The sequence below is a fragment of the Pseudoalteromonas sp. SG45-1 genome (assembly GCF_014164135.1).
Lineage (GTDB): Bacteria > Pseudomonadota > Gammaproteobacteria > Enterobacterales > Alteromonadaceae > Pseudoalteromonas > Pseudoalteromonas distincta.
Map to the genome: position 1 here is coordinate 62,020 of NZ_JACJEP010000009.1, position 20,354 is coordinate 82,373.

Below are 20,354 nucleotides of genomic sequence, written 5' to 3' on the forward strand. Positions count from 1 at the left end.
TAGATAGTTCATGCTTCTTTTTTTGTATTATTGTATTAACTCTAGTCTTAAATTGCTTTTAAAGTAATTAATCGCGCAAAAATTCCTATCAAAATGCATTAAAATCCTTATCAATATTCTCATTATTTTAGGCGAGATTTTATGACAGCATTAAACAACCAGAATTTATTGCAACTACGTTTTGTTAACCAAGCAAATATTGATTTGGTTAAACCTTCTTTTGATAACCTTCCTGCAAACCTTTATGCAGATGGTGCCTTTCGTAAACGTCGTTATTCAGTAGTAAAAATGCAAAATGGTGAAATAAAGCTACAGCAAGCCAAAGCATTTGTTCAAGATGATTCAATTAATACTTTTCAAGGCAATGTAGAGCGTACTTACGAAAATTTAGAGCAAAGTTTACTTGAGTCAGAGGGCATGAAAAGCATTGTAAATGAGTTTCGCCAACTTACCGGTATTGATGAGCAGCGTGATATTGAAATTCATCAGTTCCGCATGCTTGCCATTGATAGCGATACACCTGCAGCGCCAGAAGGCGTGCATCAAGATGGTTTTGACCATGTATGTATATGCGGTGTTTCTCACGAGAACTTAGAAGGTGGCGAACTGCTTGTATACGAAAACAAGCAAGCTGAGCCTTGTTTTAAAATGGAAATAAAAGACGGCATGTTTGCATTAATAAACGACCGTCAAGTGTGGCATAACGCAACACCTATGAACAAAATTGATGCTAGCAAACCAGGTTACCTGGATTGTTTTGTATTAACGTCTTAAGGAAGTTAGGCATGAACATAACGCAATTACGTGAGCAGTTTCCAGCATTAATGCAGAACGTTGATGGTAAATCGCCAATATTTTTAGACGGACCAGGTGGCTCGCAGGTACCAACATCGGTGCTTACTGCGATGACAGCTTATTTAGGTCATTATAATTCGAACTTAGGTGGCGCGTTTTTTTCAAGTGATAAAACGGTTGAGTTGATGGCGAATGCGCGCCAAGCCGCCGCTGACTTACTTAATGCACCTAGCTCACAACAAATTGTGTTTGGTCCAAACATGACCAGCCTTACGTTTAGTTTTAGCCGTGCAATTTCACGCGACTGGCAGGCTGGCGATGAAATAGTTGTAACCAATGCCGATCACTTCTCGAATGTATCGTCGTGGCAACAAGCTGCAGAAGATAAAGACGTTAAAGTTAATACGGCTTTAATTAACGAAGCTGATTGCAGCTTAGATATGGCGCAATTTGAAAGCTTATTAAACAGCAACACTAAGCTTGTAGCGGTCACTTACGCTTCAAATACCACAGGTTCAATTAATAATATTAAACGTATTGTTGAGCTTGCTCACGCTGTAGGTGCACTTGTTTATGTTGATGCCGTACATTATGCACCGCACGAACTTGTTGACGTGCAAGCACTTGATTGCGACTTCTTAGCGTGCTCTGCGTATAAGTTTTTTGGCCCGCATTTAGGTATGGTTTACGGTAAAAAAGAACATTTAGACGGGTTTACGCCTTACAAGGTTGAGCCAGCTAAAGACGTAGCACCAGGTCGCTGGGAAACCGGCACGCAAAGCTTTGAAGCAATGGCTGGTTTTATCGCAGCTGTTGATTACATTGCGGCGATTAGCGAACTTGACGATAGCCATTCACGCCGCGAAAAGTTAAGCGTTGCTTTTGCTAAAACTAAGCAGCACGAAATGGCGCTTAGCGAACACTTTTTAACGCGCTTAGTTAATTATCCACGTATTAAGTTATTTGGTATTGATGATTTTGATCGCCTTAATGAGCGTACACCTACTTTTGCTTTAATTTTTGAAGGGCTTGAGCCACGCGCCGTTTCAGAATTTCTAGGTAAGCAGCATATTTGTGTGTGGGATGGTAATTTTTACGCGCAAGGGTTGTGCAAGCAATTAGATGTGCTTGATAAAGGCGGCGTAGTGCGCATTGGTTGTATGCACTACAACACCATTGAAGAGCTAGATCAGTTGTTTAATTTATTTGATGAACTGCTCGGTTAAATAATACTGATTTTGGTGCGCTAACTCTTAGGCGCACCATATATTTGTTCTGCACGGTTAAACAATACCCACGAGGTTAAAATATACTTATCGTTTGATACTGGCTTATTGCCTCTATGAGTATGTGTAAAGTAGCCAGGTGCTATTACCATAGTGCCTTTTTGAGGGGCGATTTTACGGTTTTGATAATAAAACTCTGTTTCACCACCTTCTTCTACATCGTTTAAGTAAAACATAAATAACAACACGCGATGCAAAGCTTCATTGTGCTGTAGCTGCGGATAAACTTCACTGTGCCAGTAAGGGTAGCCACCTTTGTTTACTTCGTATTTTTGCGCTTGAATGTTACCGAGTCTAAAAATTTGCTGAACTAAAACGGGTAATTGCGGTTTACCCACTTCTTCAAAATTCTCTTGGGTTAAATCGACTACTTCGCCTGTTTTTGGATGATAAACCTTTAAGCCAAATGCCCCAATCATCATAAAAATATGCTCTTCAACATACTTAAAAACATGCTGTGCAGTCGTTTGTTGTATATGTTTTAATTGTTGTGCATATTCGGGGTGATTATTTAAGTGCAGGTCGTGGCTGTCTTTTTTCTTTAAGTCGACACCGCCCGATGTTACCCCTTGTCTTACATGCGGGCTTTGCGCGAATGTGGAAATAAATTCATCGCAAAACTCATCGCTTAATGCGTTATTAATAACGCGTATAAAGTCCGTCATGGTTTACCTTTATATAATTATTATTGGATTTTTATGTTTATTGAAAAAGTGATGCCGCGCTTTAGCGAAACAGATGCACTCGGACACATCAACAATACCGTACTCCCTGTATGGTTTGAAGTCGCGCGTGGACCTATTTTTAAGTTTTTTACACCGGACTTAAATCCACATGATTGGAAATTGATTATCGCCAAAGTTGAAGTGTCGTTTGTGGGCGAATTATTTTATGGCCACGAAGTGACCGTAAAAACCTCTGTAGAGCATATAGGCACTAGCTCTTTTACACTTAGGCAAGAAGCATGGCAACACGATAAATGCTGCGCAATAGGAAAAGCTGTGATGGTGAGGTACGATTTTATTGCTAAATCAAAGCAAGCGCTTAGCATTGACGAAAAAGCGGCGCTTAACGAGCATATTTACCAAGGGAGTTAACCTTACAAAGCTTATATTTTATATAAGCTCATGCTGAGCTGGATTAGTGTAAATAAATAATGGCAGCTGTAATACCTATCCTCAATAATACTTAATCAATTTGAGGGATTAAATCTGACGATAACTGCGTTAAAAATTTCTGATATAGAACAACTAAATAACGAAATTTTTGCCTTGTTATCAACACGATTTTCTTTCCTCAAAATAGATCACTTAATTAAGTGAAGAGGTATAAATTTTTGTCGAGAAATTTTAACGCATTTAGATTGAGTTGCAGGCTTCAATTATATACTATTTATATTATATATTGTTGCGCCGTTATAACAGGAAATGTTAATTCGGTAATTTGATTGGAGTATGCGTGTGACATCTATTGCCAGTAACCAGCCTTTACAAGTTATTCAGCTCAGTGATGGTGAGAATTTAACAGCTGAAATTTTACCGTTTGGCGCAATAATAAAAAGCATTAAATTTAAAAAACAAGAAATGACGCTTAGCGTCGATGACCCTAAATACTATCTTGAAAACCCATTTTACTTAGGCGCTACAGTAGGTCGATACGCTAATCGTATTGCAAAGGGGCGTTTTAGCTTATCTGGTACGCAGTATCAATTAGAGGCAAATAACGGTCCTAATAGCCTACATGGCGGTGTTAAAGGTTTTAATAAAGTACTTTGGCAAGTAACCAAACAAACTGAAAGTGAAGTTGAGCTTTATTATTGCTCGCCCGACGGCGAACAAGGTTTCCCCGGTGAGTTGCAGGTTTGGCAAACTATTAGCGCTAAAAACGGCGAGCTTACTCTGCACTTTAAAGCGCTAACCAATAAAGAAACGCTCGTTAACTTTACTAACCATTGCTACTTTAATCTTGATGGCAGCTCATCAATTAATGAGCATCTTGTTCAAATTAATACCGATCGTTACCTTCCTATTGATACAACTAGTATTCCACTTAATGAAGCCGCTTTAGTTTGCGGTACCTGCTTTGACTTTACTAAGCCAGCTCAAGTTGGTGAGGCCTTAAGCGCCGTTCATCCTCAGCTAGAAGCTGGAAATGGCTTTGATCACTGCTATATTTTTAATGATGACAGCAGTTTAAAGACGATGGCTACATTAACTTCGCCACACACGAACGTTAGTTTAACCCTTAAAAGTACGCAGCCAGGCATGCAGCTTTATACCGCAAACTTTGTTGGTTCGCCTTTTAAAGCACGGCAAGCTTTGTGTTTTGAAGCGCAAAATTGGCCAGATGCGCCAAATCGTGAAAATTTTCCAAAGGCTAATTTATTGCCAGCAGAGAAATACGAACAGGTTATTATTTACGCTTTTTCTGAGTGAATACAGTTCTTTAATGTTAATTAAAAGAAAAGCAAAAGAAAATATACGGTAATTGAATGCTATCCATAATTAAGGAAAAGGTTGCACTTTTTGCCGGTTTAAAGTATTTATAATATAAATAGTATTTGAAACTATACGCACTACCACAACGACACAACGACTACACACAATCAGGAGTTTTTAAAAAATGGTAATTAACAATAAGTTATCGTTCAACAAGAAAACCGCGCTCAGTATTGCTATCACTGGTATATTGGCAAGCGGAAGCGTTGCAGCTCAAGGCGCTGAAGGCAATACGCCTACAGTAGTAAATGAAGATGTTGAAGTTATCGCAGTAACGGGTATCCGCAGCAGCTTACGTTCATCAATGTTAGATAAAAAAGCATCTAATGTTGTTACAGACGGGATTAAAGCAGAAGATCTTGGTAAATTTCCTGATTTAAACGTAGCAGAGTCTCTGCAACGTATTACAGGTGTAGCAATTGACCGCAGTGGTGGTGAAGGCCAAGCGGTAACTATTCGTGGTTTTGGTCCACAATTTAATACTGTACTTGTTAATGGTCGTCAAATTGCGACAGACAGTGCAGGTCGTGAATTTAATTTTGATGTATTAGCAGCAGATCAAATCACCGGTGCTGATATTTATAAAAGTAATACTGCAACGCTTCAAGAAGGCGGCATTGGTGGTACGGTTAACGTAACTACAGCACGCCCTTTTGATTTTGGTGGTTTACATATTTTAGGTTCAGTTAAAGGTATGTACGAAAGCCTTTCTGAAGAAGTATCTCCATCAACATCATTTTTAATAAGTAATACGTTTAACGATGACAAGCTAGGTGTGCTTTTTGCCATCACTAATCAGCAACGTAAACTTCAAAACAACCAAATTTTAACGGCAGGTTGGCGCGGTGGCCAAACAATATCTAACCCAACTGATGGTGTATTGTTTGAAAATGCCTACATTCCACGTAACTGGGACCAAGTAGTTGATGAGCAAGACCGTGAACGTACAAACGCAAGTTTAGTACTTCAATATGCACCATCTGACGATGTTACGATTACGGTTGATGGGATGATTTCAAAATTTGAAGTTGATTCGTCAGTGCGTGATTTAGCATCTTGGTTCGAACCAGATCGTGTAGGCAGCGCAACAATTGATGCTGAAACGGGTACGCTTTTAACTTTCTCTCAAGAAGTTGGCTTAGGCGCGCCAAGTGGCGACCCTGCAAGTGACTTTGTATCGCATACACGTAACTCACGTGATGTAACTAATAAAGCATTTGGTATTAATGTTGACTGGCAAGTAAACGAGTCACTAAAAGCAAAATTTGATGTATCTCGCTCAACAGCTGAAAACGACCGTGCAGGTAATGATCGTTTTAACGTAGTGGGTATTATTAACAGCTATACTTTTGACGGTACAGGCAGCATTCCTACCGTACAGCATGATGGCTTTGAAAATGGTTCATTGCCAGATCCAAGCCTAGCGCGTCTTCACTACAACGAAATTGGTAACCAATTTACTGATGAAGATGAAATCACTGAAGTAAAAGCCGATTTTGAATACGTGCCAGATAAAGGCCCAGTAGAGCGTATTAACTTTGGTGCTTATCGCCAAGAGCGTGAAAAATCTAGCTTCCAAATTTTTGGTAGCCAATGTCAATTTTGTGGTTACGGTACACAAGCACCGCTTGATGAAATTGATTTTGAAGCATACACAGCGAGTAATTACTTCCCTGGTTTAATCGATACATTTTATAGCTACGATGGCGATAAAATGCTTGATTACTTAGCCGATCAAGGTTTTCCAGTAGAGCCAACGCTACAAAATAACCGTTACACAATTAACGAAGACATCACTAGTTTATACATGGACTTTACGCTTGGTTTTGACCTAGCTGATATGCCGGTAACCGTTAATATGGGTGCTCGTTACTCTGAAACCGATATTGAAGTTGCGGCAATACAAAGCTTTATTAGCGATGTAGTTCCAACTTCAGATGCGACATTGTTTGCTAACGTATTTGGCCCTGCGACTAATATTGAACAAGGTACTAGCTACTCAAACTTACTGCCGTCTTTCAACGTTAAGCTTGAGCTACAAGATAATATGATTTTACGTTTTGCCGCGTACGATAGTATTACTCGTCCAACTATGTCTCAGTTATCTCCTGCGACAAACTTTAACGAACCACGTCGTCAAAACTTAACGGCAAGTGGTGGCAATCCAGCACTTAAACCATTCCAATCAGAAAACTGGGATATCTCTTACGAGTGGTACTACAACGATGCTAACTTATTTAGCTTTGCAGTATTTAGTAAAGAAGTTGACGACTTTATTGTTACGTTAACGGGTGCAGAAACATACGAAATGTCTGACCGTTCAGGTCCTGATTTTGCGTGTACTACATGTACAGACCAAACAGATGACGAACTTATTGGTAGCTCAGAAGTTTACACTGTAAGCCGTCCTCAAAATGGTGAGTCTGCAACTGTAACCGGCTTCGAAGTGGGTGTTACTCACATGTTTGAAAATGGCTTTGGTTTTATCGCTAATGCGACTGTTGTGAATAGCGACATTAGTGTAGGTGATGATACAACTCAAACATTTGCACTTGAAGGTTTGGGCGATTCACAAAACTTAGTATTGTTTTATGAGCAAGACAACTGGCAAGCACGTGTTGCATTTAACAACCGTGAAGGCTTTTTACGCTTAGTTGATAACGGCTTCAATGGTGAACCAGTGAACGTAGAAACGTACGGCCAGTGGGATATTAGTGCAAGCTACGATATTAACGAAAACTTCACTATTTTTGCAGAAGGCATCAATATCACTGAAGAAGAGTTAGTACAAACAGGTCGTTTTGCTAACCAAATTTATTCAGTGGAAGATAATGGCTCACGTTACGCGTTTGGTATTCGCGGATCGTTTTAATTAATGTTTGAGGCGAACTTCTCGCCTCTTGTTTCATTGCAGCACATTAGTGCTAATACCAATTAGGTTAATTTAACAGTAATGTATATTAGTTAACCTAATTGGCTAAAATGAAGCCACATTAAATCCAAATGCCCTACCGGGCATTTGTTGTATAAAACGTTATCAAAGATACTCAAAGAGTAGTCCATTATGAATAAAACAATAAAAACAATCGCAGTAATTGGTGGCGGCACAGCAGGATGGTTGAGCGCTGCAATTATAGCTTCGTATCACCAAGGTAAAAATGGTGATGGCTTAAAAGTGATGTTGGTTGAATCGTCAGATATTCCAACAATTGGTGTAGGTGAAGGTACCTGGCCCACGATGAAAAACACACTTCAGCAAATAGGTTTGCGTGAAGTTGATGTATTTAAAGCCTGTAACGCTACCTTTAAGCAAGGTGGTAAATTTGTAAATTGGACGCACGGCAACAACGACTTTTACTACCATCCATTTACTGTACCGCTAGGCTACGGCCGCATAGATTTAGCCCCTTATTTAGATAATGTTGAAGACTTTGCACAGCAAACTAATTTTCAACATGATATTTGCGAAGCAAGCTTAGCCCCAAGAGGTATAGCGCAAGGTGAATATCAAGGTAACTGTAATTATGCTTATCACTTAGATGCCGGCGCTTTTGCAGAAATGCTTAAACAACATTGTAAAAGTAAGCTTGGTGTAGAGCATATTATTGGTACTGTTGATCAGGTAAAACTTGATGACGATGGTGCAATAAATGAGCTTACTCTAAAAGATCAAACCCGCATTATAAGCGCCGATTTATTTATAGACTGTACTGGTTTTTCATCATTGTTATTAGGCCAAGCGCTCAACGTACCGTTTAAAAAAATGGACCACGTGCTATTTAACGACAGCGCACTGGCGATGCAAGTCCCTTACGATGAAAACGATGACTCCTTAGCCAGCCATACCATAGCAACAGCGCAAAACGCTGGATGGATTTGGGATATAGGTTTAACGCATCGCCGTGGTGTAGGGCATGTATATTCAAGCAAATTTTTATCAGACGATGAAGCAGAGCAAAACTTACGAAACTATTTAGGCGATGCAGCAAACGGTTTAACTGCCCGTAAAATTAGCTTTGAGTCGGGCTACCGTGAGAAGTTTTGGCATAAAAACTGTGTTGCAGTGGGTATGTCAGCAGGGTTTGTAGAGCCGCTTGAAGCAACCGCTATTATGCTTGTTGAAATTTCAGCACGCTTTGTAGCAGAGCACATGCCAGCAGATACACAAGTAATGCCTATAGTAGCTAAACGCTTTAACGAGCAGATGGATTACCGCTGGCAGCGTATTATCGACTTTTTAAAGCTGCATTACATGCTAACCAAGCGCCCAGAACCTTACTGGCAAGCACATGTACAGCCCAATACTATTCCACAAACCCTGCAAGAAGATTTACTGCTTTGGGGAAGCCGTGGCCCGCTTATTCAAGATTTTCATGGCGCATTAGAGTTATTCCCAGCCGCCAGCTACCAGTACGTTTTATATGGTATGGGCTTCAAACCAGACTTTACTAAACAGGCTTATTTGTATTCACAAGACGCGCAAGCCAAACAAATAATTGAACGTAACAGCCAGCTTACACAGCAGATGTTGCAAACTTTGCCGCCACACCGCGCTTATATTGAGCAGTGGTTAGCGGCTAACCCAGTTTAAGGATGTGTAACTATGGCTATTAGTGAACTAGTAAACACCAAACACCAAACATTAAAAATTAACCCTAATGCAGGTATTGAATATGCAAAAACGCAGCATTTAGTTAATTTAAGAGCTAACGAAGTGGCAAAAGCTGCATGCGACTTGCCTATATTTTTAGCACGAAATGCGCAAAACGGCAGTTATACTGTATCGGGTTTAACAAGCTTTAGTGCTGGGCAAAGTTTATTGGTTAATAACCACCAGTGGCAGGCGCTTTACACACCGGTATGTATACAAACTCACCCTCTTTATTTAATGACCCGTGAAGCAAATAGCAGCGACTACTTTATTGCGATTGATGATCAAAGCTCAGCCGTAAATACGCAGCAAGGCGAGGCACTATTTGATGCTAAAGGTAAGCCAAGCTTATTTTTAAATTCACAGCAAAAGCTACTTGAGAGCGATTTAAAAAATGATTATCAAACGTATCAATTTACCCAAGAAGTAGCGCGCTTAGGGCTTATTAAAAACATAGATATTGTATTGCAGTTTGAACAAGGCGAAACCCAAACTATTCAAGGTTTGAGCACCGTTTATGAAGACAAACTGCAAACTTTAGATAGCGATACCGTTGCAAACTTACACAAGCAAGGTTACCTAAGTGTGCTTAACAGTATGCTTATTTCACTGTTTCAGTTAAATGCATTGGTAAAGCTGCACAACCAACGTCCCGAACTTATGCCTTTAAAGCAAATTAAGTTAGAACTAAGTCGAGATGCGCACGCGCTGTAGCGTGCACTTTTTTATTACACAGACATTGCGCGTAACGCGTAGGAGACACACACATGTCAGATAACATTTTACAGCTGGTGGTTTTTGTTTTTGTCACCGCTTTAATTGGTGGCCTTACTTATTGGAAATGCCGAGGTCAAAATCGTAATAACGGACAAAGCCAAACCAAAGAGTATTTTTTAGCGGGCGGTGGCCTTACTTGGATGTTTGTTGCAGGTTCAATAACACTTACTAACTTAAGTACCGACCAACTAGTGGGTATGAATGGTAACCAAATGGCTTTGCTTGTTTGGTGGGAGCTTGCGGCGATTATTGGCTTAATTATTTTAGCCAAAGTGTTTATTCCTGTTTATTATAAATACAACTGTACAACGACCACAGAGCTTTTAGAAAAGCGCTATAACAACAAACATATTCGCGCTGTTATTGGGGGATTATTCTTTTTAGGTAATGCACTTATTTACATGCCAGCGGTAATTTACTCAGGTGCGCTGTTTATGCAAACCATGTTTAAGGTTGATATTCCGCTAATGTATATTGCCACCGCATTTGCCATTGTAGGTGCTATTTATGCGTTTTTTGGTGGTCTACGTGCAGTTGCAGTGTCTGATACTTATAACGGCTTACTGGTACTGGGTATGGCTGTTTTAGTGGTGTTTTTAGCACTAAATGCGATTGATTATGACTTTACGGGTATTCCTGAGGAGCGCTTAACACTCATCGGCGATGCTGATTCACCTATTCCATGGCCAACACTTTTAACCGGTATGATCTTTATTCAAATGTATTACTGGGGTACTAACCAAACAATTACGCAACGAGCCATGGCTGCTCCTAATGTTAAAGAAGCGCAAAAAGGTATATTTGCCGCAGCGGGAATTCGTTTTTTAATCGTCCCTGCCATTGTGGTATTACCGGGTATCATTTCGTTTAAACTTTACGGCGATATTGGCGACGCTGCTTATGGTCGAATTGTAGGTGATGTAATGCCAGCATGGTTAACCGGTGTGTTTGCAGCGGCAATGGCGGCGGCAGTGCTGTCTACTTACAACAGCTTATTAAATTCAGCTACAGCACTATACGTGTGTGACATTCACGAAGCTTACTTTAATAAAGAGCCAAGTGTTGTAAAGCTAAGCGGTTACGTAACATTGCTACTAACAAGCTTAACACTGGTACTTGTACCAATTTACCAGCAAGCAGACAGTATTATTAACTTGCTACAGCAATTAAACGGCTTATTAAGTATGCCTATATTCTCAATTTTTGTAGTGGGCTTATTATTTAAAAATGTTGATGCACGTGCAGGTATTGCAGCAGTAATTTTAGGTGTTGTAATGTATGGCATGCTTACGTTTGCAAACTCACCACTACATACTGACATTCATTACATTCATTTAATGCCAATTACACTGATTGTATGTGTAGCTTTTGCATTGATAGTAAATAAAGTGGTATTTGGTTTGAATGCGCAGTGGGCAGGTAAAACACCGGCACTTGATGACGCAGGACAAGTACAAGTACAAAAATAGATTGTAAATAGTTTAAGCTGACAAAATCGGTCATGGGGCAACTCTGGCCGATTTTTTATATATATTAAAAGCAATAACAGAATTTTAAAGTAAAGGTTAGTTTAATAACTTTTATTACAGTGGTACTTCCAGTGAGTTTATCTGACTATTTGCGATGTAAAGACTATCAAAACCTAATTTGTATGATATATACTATTATTATTGAGTGTCAGCATCTGATAGATTGTGGCTCAAGCAAAGAGATACATTTAGTAAATAGTGTAGCTTACTAATTTTCGTTATATTTATAACTCACACAATGAACAAGAGGATAGGAAAATCATGGCCGACACTAAATCATTTTATCGATTAGACAGTGTAAACAGCACCGTTATTTTCGACTGCCAGAGCAAAACACCGGCGTTACTGTACTTTGGTAAACGCCTATCTGAGCAAACAACAGAAACAATGCTTACTCAGCTTGCTACCCGTCAAGAGGTAAAATGTGCCGTGGTTGAAGAAGCGCCTATTTCTCTATCTCCTTTATTAGGCGAAGGCTTTACTGGCGCGCCAGGGCTTGAGCTAGTAAATGATTCAATCGCATGGTCAGTTGGGCCAGAGCTTCAAGAAGTGCGTCAGCCTTCAAGTGCGACTGTTGAGTTTGTAAGTGTAGATAAGCTTCGTGGTATTGAAGTCGTGCACAGCATTACGCTTGACAACAACAGTGACGTACTAAGTGCACATACTGTATTAACTAATTTAGGTGACTCACCACTGAGCGTTAATTTTTGCGCCGCGCCAACATTTCAATTGCCAGATAGCGTAAGCAAAATAGTGAGCTTTGAAGGTCGTTGGTCAAACGAATTCCAGCGTCAATCTGTTGATTTAGTGCTTGGGAGTTTTGTACGCGAAAACCGTAAAGGCAAAACATCACACGATGTGTTTCCTGGTTTATTAGTGCATAACGAAAATGCAGGCGAGCAACACGGCGAATGTTACGGCTTTCATTTAGGTTGGAGCGGCAACAATAAACTACGTGCAGAGCTTTTAGCTGAAGGTCGTCGTTATGTACAAATGGGTGAGCTATTACTTCCTGGTGAGCTTACGCTTGCTAAAGGTCAAACGTATCAAAGCCCGAGCATTTATGGCTCGTTTTCAAGTGAAGGTTTTAGTGCGCTTTCTCGTAATTTCCATCGTTTTGTTAAAGCTAATTTACTTAGCCAAGCACAGCGTGAAAAAGCGCGCCCTGTGCATTACAACACGTGGGAAGGTATTTACTTTGATCACGACGTAGACACGCTTAAGCAACTAGCCGACAAAGTAGCGCCGTTAGGTATTGAGCGTTTTGTACTTGATGATGGCTGGTTTAAAGGCCGCCGTGGCGACAATGCAGGCTTAGGTGATTGGACAGTAGATTACAAAATTTACCCTGATGGTTTATCGCCAGTCATTGATCATGTTAATAGCTTAGGTATGGAGTTTGGTATTTGGTTTGAACCAGAAATGGTTAACCCAGATAGTGATTTATACCGCGCGCATCCTGATTGGGTTTTAGGCTCAGAAAATAACGAGCAGTTAAGCTTTAGAAATCAGCTAGTACTTGATTTAACGCGCTCTGAGGTTGTTGAGTACCTATACAAAGCGATTGACGATATTTTAGTTGAATACCCAACTATTAAGTACATTAAATGGGATATGAACCGCGATATTAACCATGCGGGTAATTTTGATGGCAAGCCTGCTGTGCATCAGCAAACATTGGCACTTTATCGTTTAATTGACCGTATTAAAGCGGCGCACCCTGGTCTTGAAATAGAAAGCTGTTCGTCAGGTGGTGCACGTGTAGATTACGGCGTACTTGCACACACAGATCGTGTATGGACGTCAGATTCAAACGATGCGCTAGATCGCCTTGAAATACAGCGTGGATGTTCTTTCTTTTTCCCATCGTCGGTTATGGGGGCACACGTAGGCCCACGCGATTGTCATATCACAGGGCGTAATGTAAGTATTGAAATGCGTGCTGCGGTATCAATGTTTGGCCACATGGGAATCGAAATGGACCCACGTGAACTGACCGATCACGAATACAATGCACTTAAAGCGGCAATAGCACTACACAAAGAGCATCGTGAGTTTATTCATGCTGCCGATTTATACCGCCTAGATAGCGACGATTTATCAATTAACTTTGGTTTAATTGATGCGCAAAAAACAAAAGCGTTATTTGCCTATAACAGCGTTCGCGAAACACCGCGTACAGCGCCTAATAAGCTTCGTTTTGTTGGCCTAGATGCCGATGCGCAGTACACACTTAATTTAGTGTGGCCGGTAAAATTTGAAGAGTATCGCCCATCTTCTATTGCTGCGGTAAATGGTCAAACATTTACAGGTGAAGCGCTAATGCAGTTTGGTTTACAAATGCCAATTTCATTCCCGCAAACATCGCTTATATTTGAGCTTAATAAAGCTTAAATTTAACTAAGAGCAGTAAAGGGCGAAAATCGCTTTTATGCTGCTCTATTGAGATATCAGAAGTCAGCTCTATATTGTTTAGAGCTGACTTTTTTATATCCTTAGTAAGCTAATTTAGTAAATTAACTTAGTAAACTCAAAAATATAGAAAATAGAGTGGTTACGCTTGCGCGTAATTTTGCTTATTACCCAACCAACGTTGAATTAGCGGGTCAACAACCTCTGGGTGTTGCTTAAGCATTTGCTGTGCAATCGGTCTAACTTGGTTGAGGATGTGCTTATCGCGGGTAAGATCGGCAATTTTAAACTCGGCTAACCCTGTTTGTTTTGTACCGAGTACTTCACCAGGGCCACGAATTTCTAAATCGCGCTCTGCTATCACAAAGCCATCGTTACTATCGCGTAGTACACCTAATCGCTTTTGAGCGGTATGAGACAGTGGTGCGTGGTATAAAAGCACGCAATGCGATGCAGTAGCGCCACGGCCAACTCGCCCACGTAACTGATGCAGCTGTGCTAAGCCTAAGCGCTCAGGGTTTTCTATAATGATTAAGCTCGCATTAGGGACATCTACACCAACTTCAATAACCGTCGTGGCAACTAAAACATGTATATTACCTGCCTTAAACTCGCTCATAATGGCTTGTTTTTCAGCTGATTTCATTCGCCCATGTACTAAGCCTACGTTTAGCTCTGGTAATGCTTCTTTTAACTGTAGTGCACTGTCTTCGGCGGCTTGGCATTGCAGTACTTCAGATTCATCAATAAGTGTACACACCCAATAAACTTGGCGGCCTTGCTCGTTACACGCTAATTTAACGCGGGCAATAATATCGTCTCTGCGAGTATCAGGAAGTGCCACTGTTGTGATTGGCGTACGCCCAGGTGGCAGCTCGTCAATCACAGAGGTTTCTAAGTCGGCATAGGCGGTCATGGCGAGTGTACGTGGAATGGGTGTTGCGGTCATGACTAGTTGATGAGGGTAACAATCACCAAACTTACCTTTTTCACGCAGTGATAAACGCTGGTGGACACCAAAGCGGTGTTGTTCATCAATAACGATAAGCACTAAGTTATTAAACTTAACTTCATCTTGAAATAAAGCGTGAGTACCTACAATCATTTGCGCTTCACCAGAGGCTATTTTTTCAAGTGTTGCTACGCGCTCTTTGCCTTTTGTTTTACCGCCAAGCCAAGCAACTGTTATACCTAGTTGATTAAACCACGTTGTAAAATTAACACCATGTTGCTCTGATAAAATTTCAGTAGGAGCCATTAAAGCGACTTGAAAGCCCTGCGCAATGGCTGTTAGTGCACTAAGTGCTGCTACTAGGGTTTTACCAGAGCCTACATCGCCTTGTACTAAACGCATCATGGGATACGCGTGTTGCATGTCACCTTTAATCTCAGCAACTACGCGGCTTTGCGCATTTGTGGGTGCAAAAGGAAGTTGCTCTAAAAATTGGCTTTCTAATATGTTTACCGGATTTAATGCCACGGCTTTAACTTGTTGCCCTTGCTCTCGCACTTTTAATAAGCTGAGGTTTTGAGCAAGTAACTCCTCAAATACAAGGCGCTGTTGAGCAGGGTGAGTACCTTGCTCTAATGCAGCTACATCAACATTATTTGGTGGGCGGTGCAGTAATAATAAGGCGTCACTTAGCGGCATATTTGATGGCTGCCACTGTGAAGGCAGTAGTTCTTCTACTGAGTATTTATTTAGTAAATCAATAGCCTGTTCGCTTAAAGCTCTAATCGATAGTTGCTTTAAGCCTTCGGTTGTTGAATAAACGGGCGTTAATGTTGTCGCTACCGGCTGCTCGTTAGAGGTATCGCTGATGCTGTATTCAGGATGGCTCATTTCAAAGCCAACACGGCCACGGCGCACTTCACCAAAACAACGTATTATTTTACCAGCGCTAAATGCGTTTTTTTGTGCAGCGGTAAAATTAAAAAATCGTAGTGTTAGCCTGCCAGTACCATCATTGATTTGGCAAACAAGCATGCGCCTTTTTCCAAACGTGATTTGGCTTGTTTCAATTGTTGCTTCAACACTCACGTGGCTATGTAGTGACAACTCATTAATCGCGTATAAGCGAGTGCGATCTTCATAGCGAAGTGGCAAATGAAAAAGCATATCTTGCACAGTTAAAATACCTAGCTTTAACAAACGCTCAGCCATTTTTGGGCCGACCCCTTTGAGCTCTGTAATTGGGTATTGATTTAAGCTAGGTTTAGACAAATTATATCAATCTTATTATTTGTGAATAAGTTAAGTGTACTTACAGAGCTTTAGTCCATCAAGTATGTTTTAAAGCTTGCCAAAATTGCTCGTCAGCGACTATTTCGCCGTTTTCATCAAGTGCAGGATAAGGTAATTTTTTTTGTTTACACTGCCTTGCGATAATAGGGTGGCAGCCTTCAAAGTAAAGTGGATGTTTAACTTCGGCGCTCAACATATCTCTATTATATAAACCAGCCAGCTCGCGTTGGCGCTGTGCTTCAAACAATATTAGCGCAGCAGCAACTGAAACATTTAGTGATTGCACCATGCCTTGCATTGGAATAATAATATTTTGATCGGCATATTCTAGGGCTTTTTCTGATATCCCTGTTTTTTCTTGTCCAACAATAATAGCCGTTGGCTTGGTGTAATCTACTTCTCTAAAATCAACGGCATCTTCTGATAAGTGAGTCGCTAATATTTGTATTTCTGGATTGCGTTCACGCATTGCAGTAACTGCATCATCAATATTTCTATGTAAGTGCGTCTCTAGCCAGTTTTTACTGCCACCTGAGGTATTATTTGTTAGCCATTTTTGCTTTTCAGGCCATACAGCATGTACGTGATGACAACCAACCGCATCAGCACTTCGTACTATTGCAGATAAGTTATGGTGTTTGTGCACGTCTTCTAAGCACACGGTTAAGTCTGTTTGACGGCGCGAAAGTACGTCTTCGATTCTTTGATAGCGAGTTTGCTGCATGGTTATCCTCTTTTTTCGGCAATTATACGAGATTTTTGCAGTTAAGGCATTACCGTACGGCTAATTGGATTTTGTAGAGAAATAAGAGTTTCTGTTGACTGAATAGCTTCTATTGCCTGTATTTTATTAATCAGCACATCTTGTAAGTGATCAATGGACTTTGTCATTACCTTTATAAATATACTGTAGTTACCTGTTGTGTAATAAGCCTCTACCACTTCCTCCAATGCTTCTAGCTTTATAAGTGTTTGTGGGTAATCACGTGCGTTATTTAAATTAATACCTATAAAGCAACACACATCGTAGCCTAGCTGTTTAGTATTAATCGTTAATTGGGTGCCTGTAATGATCCCTGCTTGCTTCATTTTTTCAATTCTTACGTGAATTGTCCCAGCGCTTACATTAAATCTTTTTGCTAATTCGGCGTACGCAGTACGGGCATTTTCCATTAATGCATGAAGTATCTGTTTATCGAGATTATCGATTAAATAATTTTCCATTATATTTTTCTCATAAAATTATCGAATATATGATTTTTATACCACTTAATTGATGGTTTTAATATGTTAAAGCTATTTTTATTATGGGATATTGAATTAATTCATCAAATCGTTACATTAACCTCATTAAAGGCGCTCATTAGGGCGCTTTTTATCAATTAAGCAAGTAACAATAACTGGGAATGAGGCCAATTATTATGAGTTCACACTATGTGCAGCAACAGCAGCAAATAAGTAAAGTTAAGCAATTTTTTTCACAGCAACTAGAAACCCAACTTGGGCTGGTTGAGGTTCAAGCCCCTATTTTGGCTAAAGTAGGTGACGGCACGCAAGATAACTTAAGCGGCCATGAAAACGCAGTTGCTGTAAATGTAAAAGCGATTACAGATAGCCGCTACGAAGTGGTGCATTCATTGGCTAAGTGGAAACGTAAAACACTCGCAACTTATGGCTTTGGTGTTGGTGAGGGTATTTACACTCAAATGAAAGCTTTGCGCCCAGATGAAGATTCATTAAGTCCTATTCATTCTGTATATGTAGATCAATGGGATTGGGAAAAAGTAATTAACGAAACCACAGAGCGTTCGCTGGCAACACTAAAGCAAACTGTTCAATCTATTTATAAAGGGATAAAAGAGACGGAAGCTTTTGTAAGAGAGTCTTATGGTTTGACGCCTTTTTTACCGGACGACATTAAGTTTGTGCACAGTGAAGAGTTACGTAAAATGTACCCTGACTTTAGCGCTAAACAACGCGAAAAAGCCATTGCACAAGAATATGGTGCTGTATTTTTAATTGGTATTGGTGGCGCGCTTGGTGATGGCAAAATCCATGATGTAAGAGCCCCAGATTACGATGATTGGTCTACGCCGACATGCGAGCAATACATGGGTTTAAATGGTGATATTTTAGTATGGAACCCAGTACTTGAAGACGCTTTTGAAATTTCATCAATGGGTATACGCGTAAGTCCTGAGGTTTTAAAAGCGCAGTTAAGTACAACTGGAGATGAAGACCGCTTAGAGTTTGATTGGCATAAAGCGCTACTACAAAGTAAATTTCCGCAAACAATTGGCGGTGGAATAGGGCAGTCGCGCTTAGCGATGCTCTTGCTACAAAAGCAGCATATTGGTCAAGTACAAGTGGGTGTATGGCCGCAGCAAACACATGCTGAGGTAAGCGGTTTACTTTAAATGTGAATAAATTTGAGTGCTCAATAGAGCACTCAGTTATTAGCTTGTTTTGAACTCTATTTCAATTTTGTTATTCAAAAGTTTAACGTTGCACGGAGGGTAATTGCGGATTGTTTTGAGTACTTTATCAAAAATATGAATCTCTACACCTGAATGCAAAACAGAATTTACCGCTAAATTAGCGTCGTTAAGTAAATCGTGTAAGTCGTGATCTAAGTTTGAAAGACGTTTTTCTAATTGCTCTGCCTGTTCACAATAATGCTTTTGAGTAGCACCAATTTTAGTAATTAATAGTTTTTTCTTTTCGGCATCCTTCACTAAATCAGTTTTTTCTAGTGCTGCTTGCAACGTGTCTAGCTGTGCATCTGTTTTAGCTAAGTCTTTAAAGCAATTATCAGTATCAGCGGTTATTTCGGCGCCAGAAGCCGCTAGGTTAATAATCATTTTAGCGCCTGATTCATTCCCTATTTCGCCAGCAATGAGGGTCGTTGCATCGAGTATTTCGCCACCAAATATTTTACCCTTAGGTAAGTCGGATTGACCAACTTGCAGTAAGCGTTTAGCTTTCATTACACAGTGGCTTGTTTGGCGATCAATAAAAATATTATTTGCTTCTAGGTAGCAATACTGTGAATGAGAGACGTGAATATCACCTTGCGCAATAAGCTTACAAGACAGTGATTGTTCGTCGGCTTTTTGATGGCCAATAATGCCTTGTTTAACGGTGATGTTTCCGCCTGCGGTAAGCTCTCCTGATTCAACAGTGCCAAATATAGTAATATCGCCTTTGGCTGTTACTTTCATTCCAGGGTCTATATTGCGGGTAACAATAACACTGCCTTGGAAGTCAATGTGGCCGCTTTTTACGTTTACATCTGAAATGGTAAAAATATCGTCGACACGCATACCATTATTAATTTCAACCGGAACACCTGCAATAGTAGAGACTAGTTCAAGCGGATTTAGCTTTGATATTTCGGTGCCTTCGCCTGCTACTAATTGTTTATTTTCTCCGGGTTTTGCGGGCAGTATGTCACCTATTACGGTGAAGCCTTCTTTACCAGGGGTTGCTGGTTGTTGGCGAATAAGCACAGAGCCTGGCTCTACGCTTGCAAGCTTGCCAAAGTCGCGCATATCCACGCTGCCATCTTCTTTGAGCTTGGGGGTTTTTAAACGGTCTTTTAAAGTCTCTACGGTTGTTATTAGTTTAGTGGCCAAACCATCACTTGGTAGCCTACCTTTAGCTAATACTCCCTTAACGACAGAACCCGCTGTATGCTCAAACTGTTTTTGCAGTAGCAACTCTAAAAATGCTTGCTTATAGCCACGCACAATTCCTGCTTTAACGAGTTGTTTTTTTGCATCTTCTAAACTTAATAATTTTCCGCCTTGGGCAAGGGTTAGCTCGCCAATGGCCAGCATTTTATCGTCGCTAATTGTTACATTTAAAGTGGCATTGTGTTTTGTTGCTACAACCAGAGTGTGTTGTGTGTTTTCGTTTTTAAAAAAATCATTAATAGCGTCATGATCTATTTTGCAGTCGCAAAAAGCTGACTTTTCGAGAGCCTCTAAAATAAATGCAGCGCTGGGAGGAATATGTTCTTTTACATCAAGTAAAACATTTCCATTGTTGGCAAGCTTAAACACGAGTTAATCCTTTTTTACTACTTAAGTTAAGTTTGTTTTTTAAAACACAACTACAGATTGCTAGAAATTTACATTTGAGTCAAGAAGTCACAGAGAA

The 20,354-nt window shown here is 40.3% G+C and carries 15 protein-coding genes; 10 read left to right on the forward strand and 5 right to left on the reverse strand.

Annotation, left to right across the window (positions count from 1 at the left end; translation table 11 throughout):
• The first annotated feature begins 141 nt into the window (after positions 1 to 141).
• Positions 142 to 774, forward strand: coding sequence for a 2OG-Fe dioxygenase family protein (locus H5117_RS09885; protein ID WP_002958808.1), 633 nt, complete (start codon positions 142 to 144; stop codon positions 772 to 774).
• A gap of 11 nt (positions 775 to 785) precedes the next feature.
• Positions 786 to 2,021 (forward strand): cysteine desulfurase-like protein, encoded by a 1,236-nt coding sequence (locus H5117_RS09890; protein ID WP_154903747.1) that lies wholly within the window; start codon positions 786 to 788, stop codon positions 2,019 to 2,021.
• Between the two features lie 20 nt (positions 2,022 to 2,041).
• On the opposite strand, the gene H5117_RS09895 is transcribed toward H5117_RS09890, so the two are convergent.
• Entirely contained in the window at positions 2,042 to 2,746 is a 705-nt protein-coding gene (locus tag H5117_RS09895) for a 2OG-Fe(II) oxygenase (RefSeq protein ID WP_182720176.1), read from the reverse strand.
• Positions 2,747 to 2,779: 33 nt separating this feature from the next.
• Here H5117_RS09895 and H5117_RS09900 point away from each other — a divergent pair, with 33 nt between their 5' ends.
• The 7 genes from H5117_RS09900 (at position 2,780) to H5117_RS09930 (ending at position 13,930) form a co-directional block, all read left to right on the forward strand.
• A complete protein-coding gene (locus H5117_RS09900; protein WP_002958811.1) occupies positions 2,780 to 3,178 on the forward strand; it encodes a thioesterase family protein in 399 nt (132 codons plus the stop codon).
• Positions 3,179 to 3,541: 363 nt separating this feature from the next.
• Complete coding sequence (locus H5117_RS09905; protein ID WP_182712471.1) at positions 3,542 to 4,516, forward strand: aldose epimerase family protein; 975 nt, start codon at positions 3,542 to 3,544, stop codon at positions 4,514 to 4,516.
• A gap of 187 nt (positions 4,517 to 4,703) precedes the next feature.
• Entirely contained in the window at positions 4,704 to 7,451 is a 2,748-nt protein-coding gene (locus H5117_RS09910) for a TonB-dependent receptor (protein WP_182692448.1), read from the forward strand.
• A gap of 192 nt (positions 7,452 to 7,643) precedes the next feature.
• Positions 7,644 to 9,170 carry a tryptophan halogenase family protein gene (locus H5117_RS09915; protein ID WP_154903749.1) on the forward strand — a complete coding sequence of 509 codons (1,527 nt, stop codon included), beginning with the start codon at positions 7,644 to 7,646 and terminating at the stop codon, positions 9,168 to 9,170.
• 12 nt (positions 9,171 to 9,182) lie between these two features.
• A complete protein-coding gene (locus H5117_RS09920; protein ID WP_182737547.1) occupies positions 9,183 to 9,944 on the forward strand; it encodes a SapC family protein in 762 nt (253 codons plus the stop codon).
• A 53-nt stretch (positions 9,945 to 9,997) separates the two neighbouring features.
• Complete coding sequence (locus tag H5117_RS09925) at positions 9,998 to 11,476, forward strand: SLC5 family protein (protein WP_002958818.1); 1,479 nt, start codon at positions 9,998 to 10,000, stop codon at positions 11,474 to 11,476.
• Positions 11,477 to 11,797: 321 nt separating this feature from the next.
• Positions 11,798 to 13,930, forward strand: coding sequence for an alpha-galactosidase (locus H5117_RS09930; protein ID WP_024595829.1), 2,133 nt, complete (start codon positions 11,798 to 11,800; stop codon positions 13,928 to 13,930).
• Between the two features lie 160 nt (positions 13,931 to 14,090).
• Here the strand turns inward: H5117_RS09930 and recG are convergent, their stop codons facing one another.
• The 3 genes from recG to asnC are packed head-to-tail and all read right to left on the reverse strand — an operon-like array spanning position 14,091 to position 17,417.
• Positions 14,091 to 16,172: an ATP-dependent DNA helicase RecG gene (gene recG / locus H5117_RS09935; protein WP_182737549.1), complete on the reverse strand. Its 2,082-nt coding sequence runs from the start codon at positions 16,170 to 16,172 to the stop codon at positions 14,091 to 14,093.
• 58 nt (positions 16,173 to 16,230) lie between these two features.
• Positions 16,231 to 16,917, reverse strand: coding sequence for a tRNA (guanosine(18)-2'-O)-methyltransferase TrmH (gene trmH, locus H5117_RS09940; RefSeq protein WP_007580009.1), 687 nt, complete (start codon positions 16,915 to 16,917; stop codon positions 16,231 to 16,233).
• A gap of 41 nt (positions 16,918 to 16,958) precedes the next feature.
• Entirely contained in the window at positions 16,959 to 17,417 is a 459-nt protein-coding gene (gene asnC / locus H5117_RS09945) for a transcriptional regulator AsnC (RefSeq protein ID WP_024595831.1), read from the reverse strand.
• A 197-nt stretch (positions 17,418 to 17,614) separates the two neighbouring features.
• Here asnC and asnA point away from each other — a divergent pair, with 197 nt between their 5' ends.
• Positions 17,615 to 18,610: an aspartate--ammonia ligase gene (asnA, locus tag H5117_RS09950; RefSeq protein ID WP_182737551.1), complete on the forward strand. Its 996-nt coding sequence runs from the start codon at positions 17,615 to 17,617 to the stop codon at positions 18,608 to 18,610.
• A gap of 39 nt (positions 18,611 to 18,649) precedes the next feature.
• On the opposite strand, the gene H5117_RS09955 is transcribed toward asnA, so the two are convergent.
• Positions 18,650 to 20,257, reverse strand: a complete 1,608-nt coding sequence (locus tag H5117_RS09955) for a DUF342 domain-containing protein (RefSeq protein ID WP_024595833.1) — start codon at positions 20,255 to 20,257, stop codon at positions 18,650 to 18,652.
• Positions 20,258 to 20,354 lie beyond the last annotated feature (97 nt).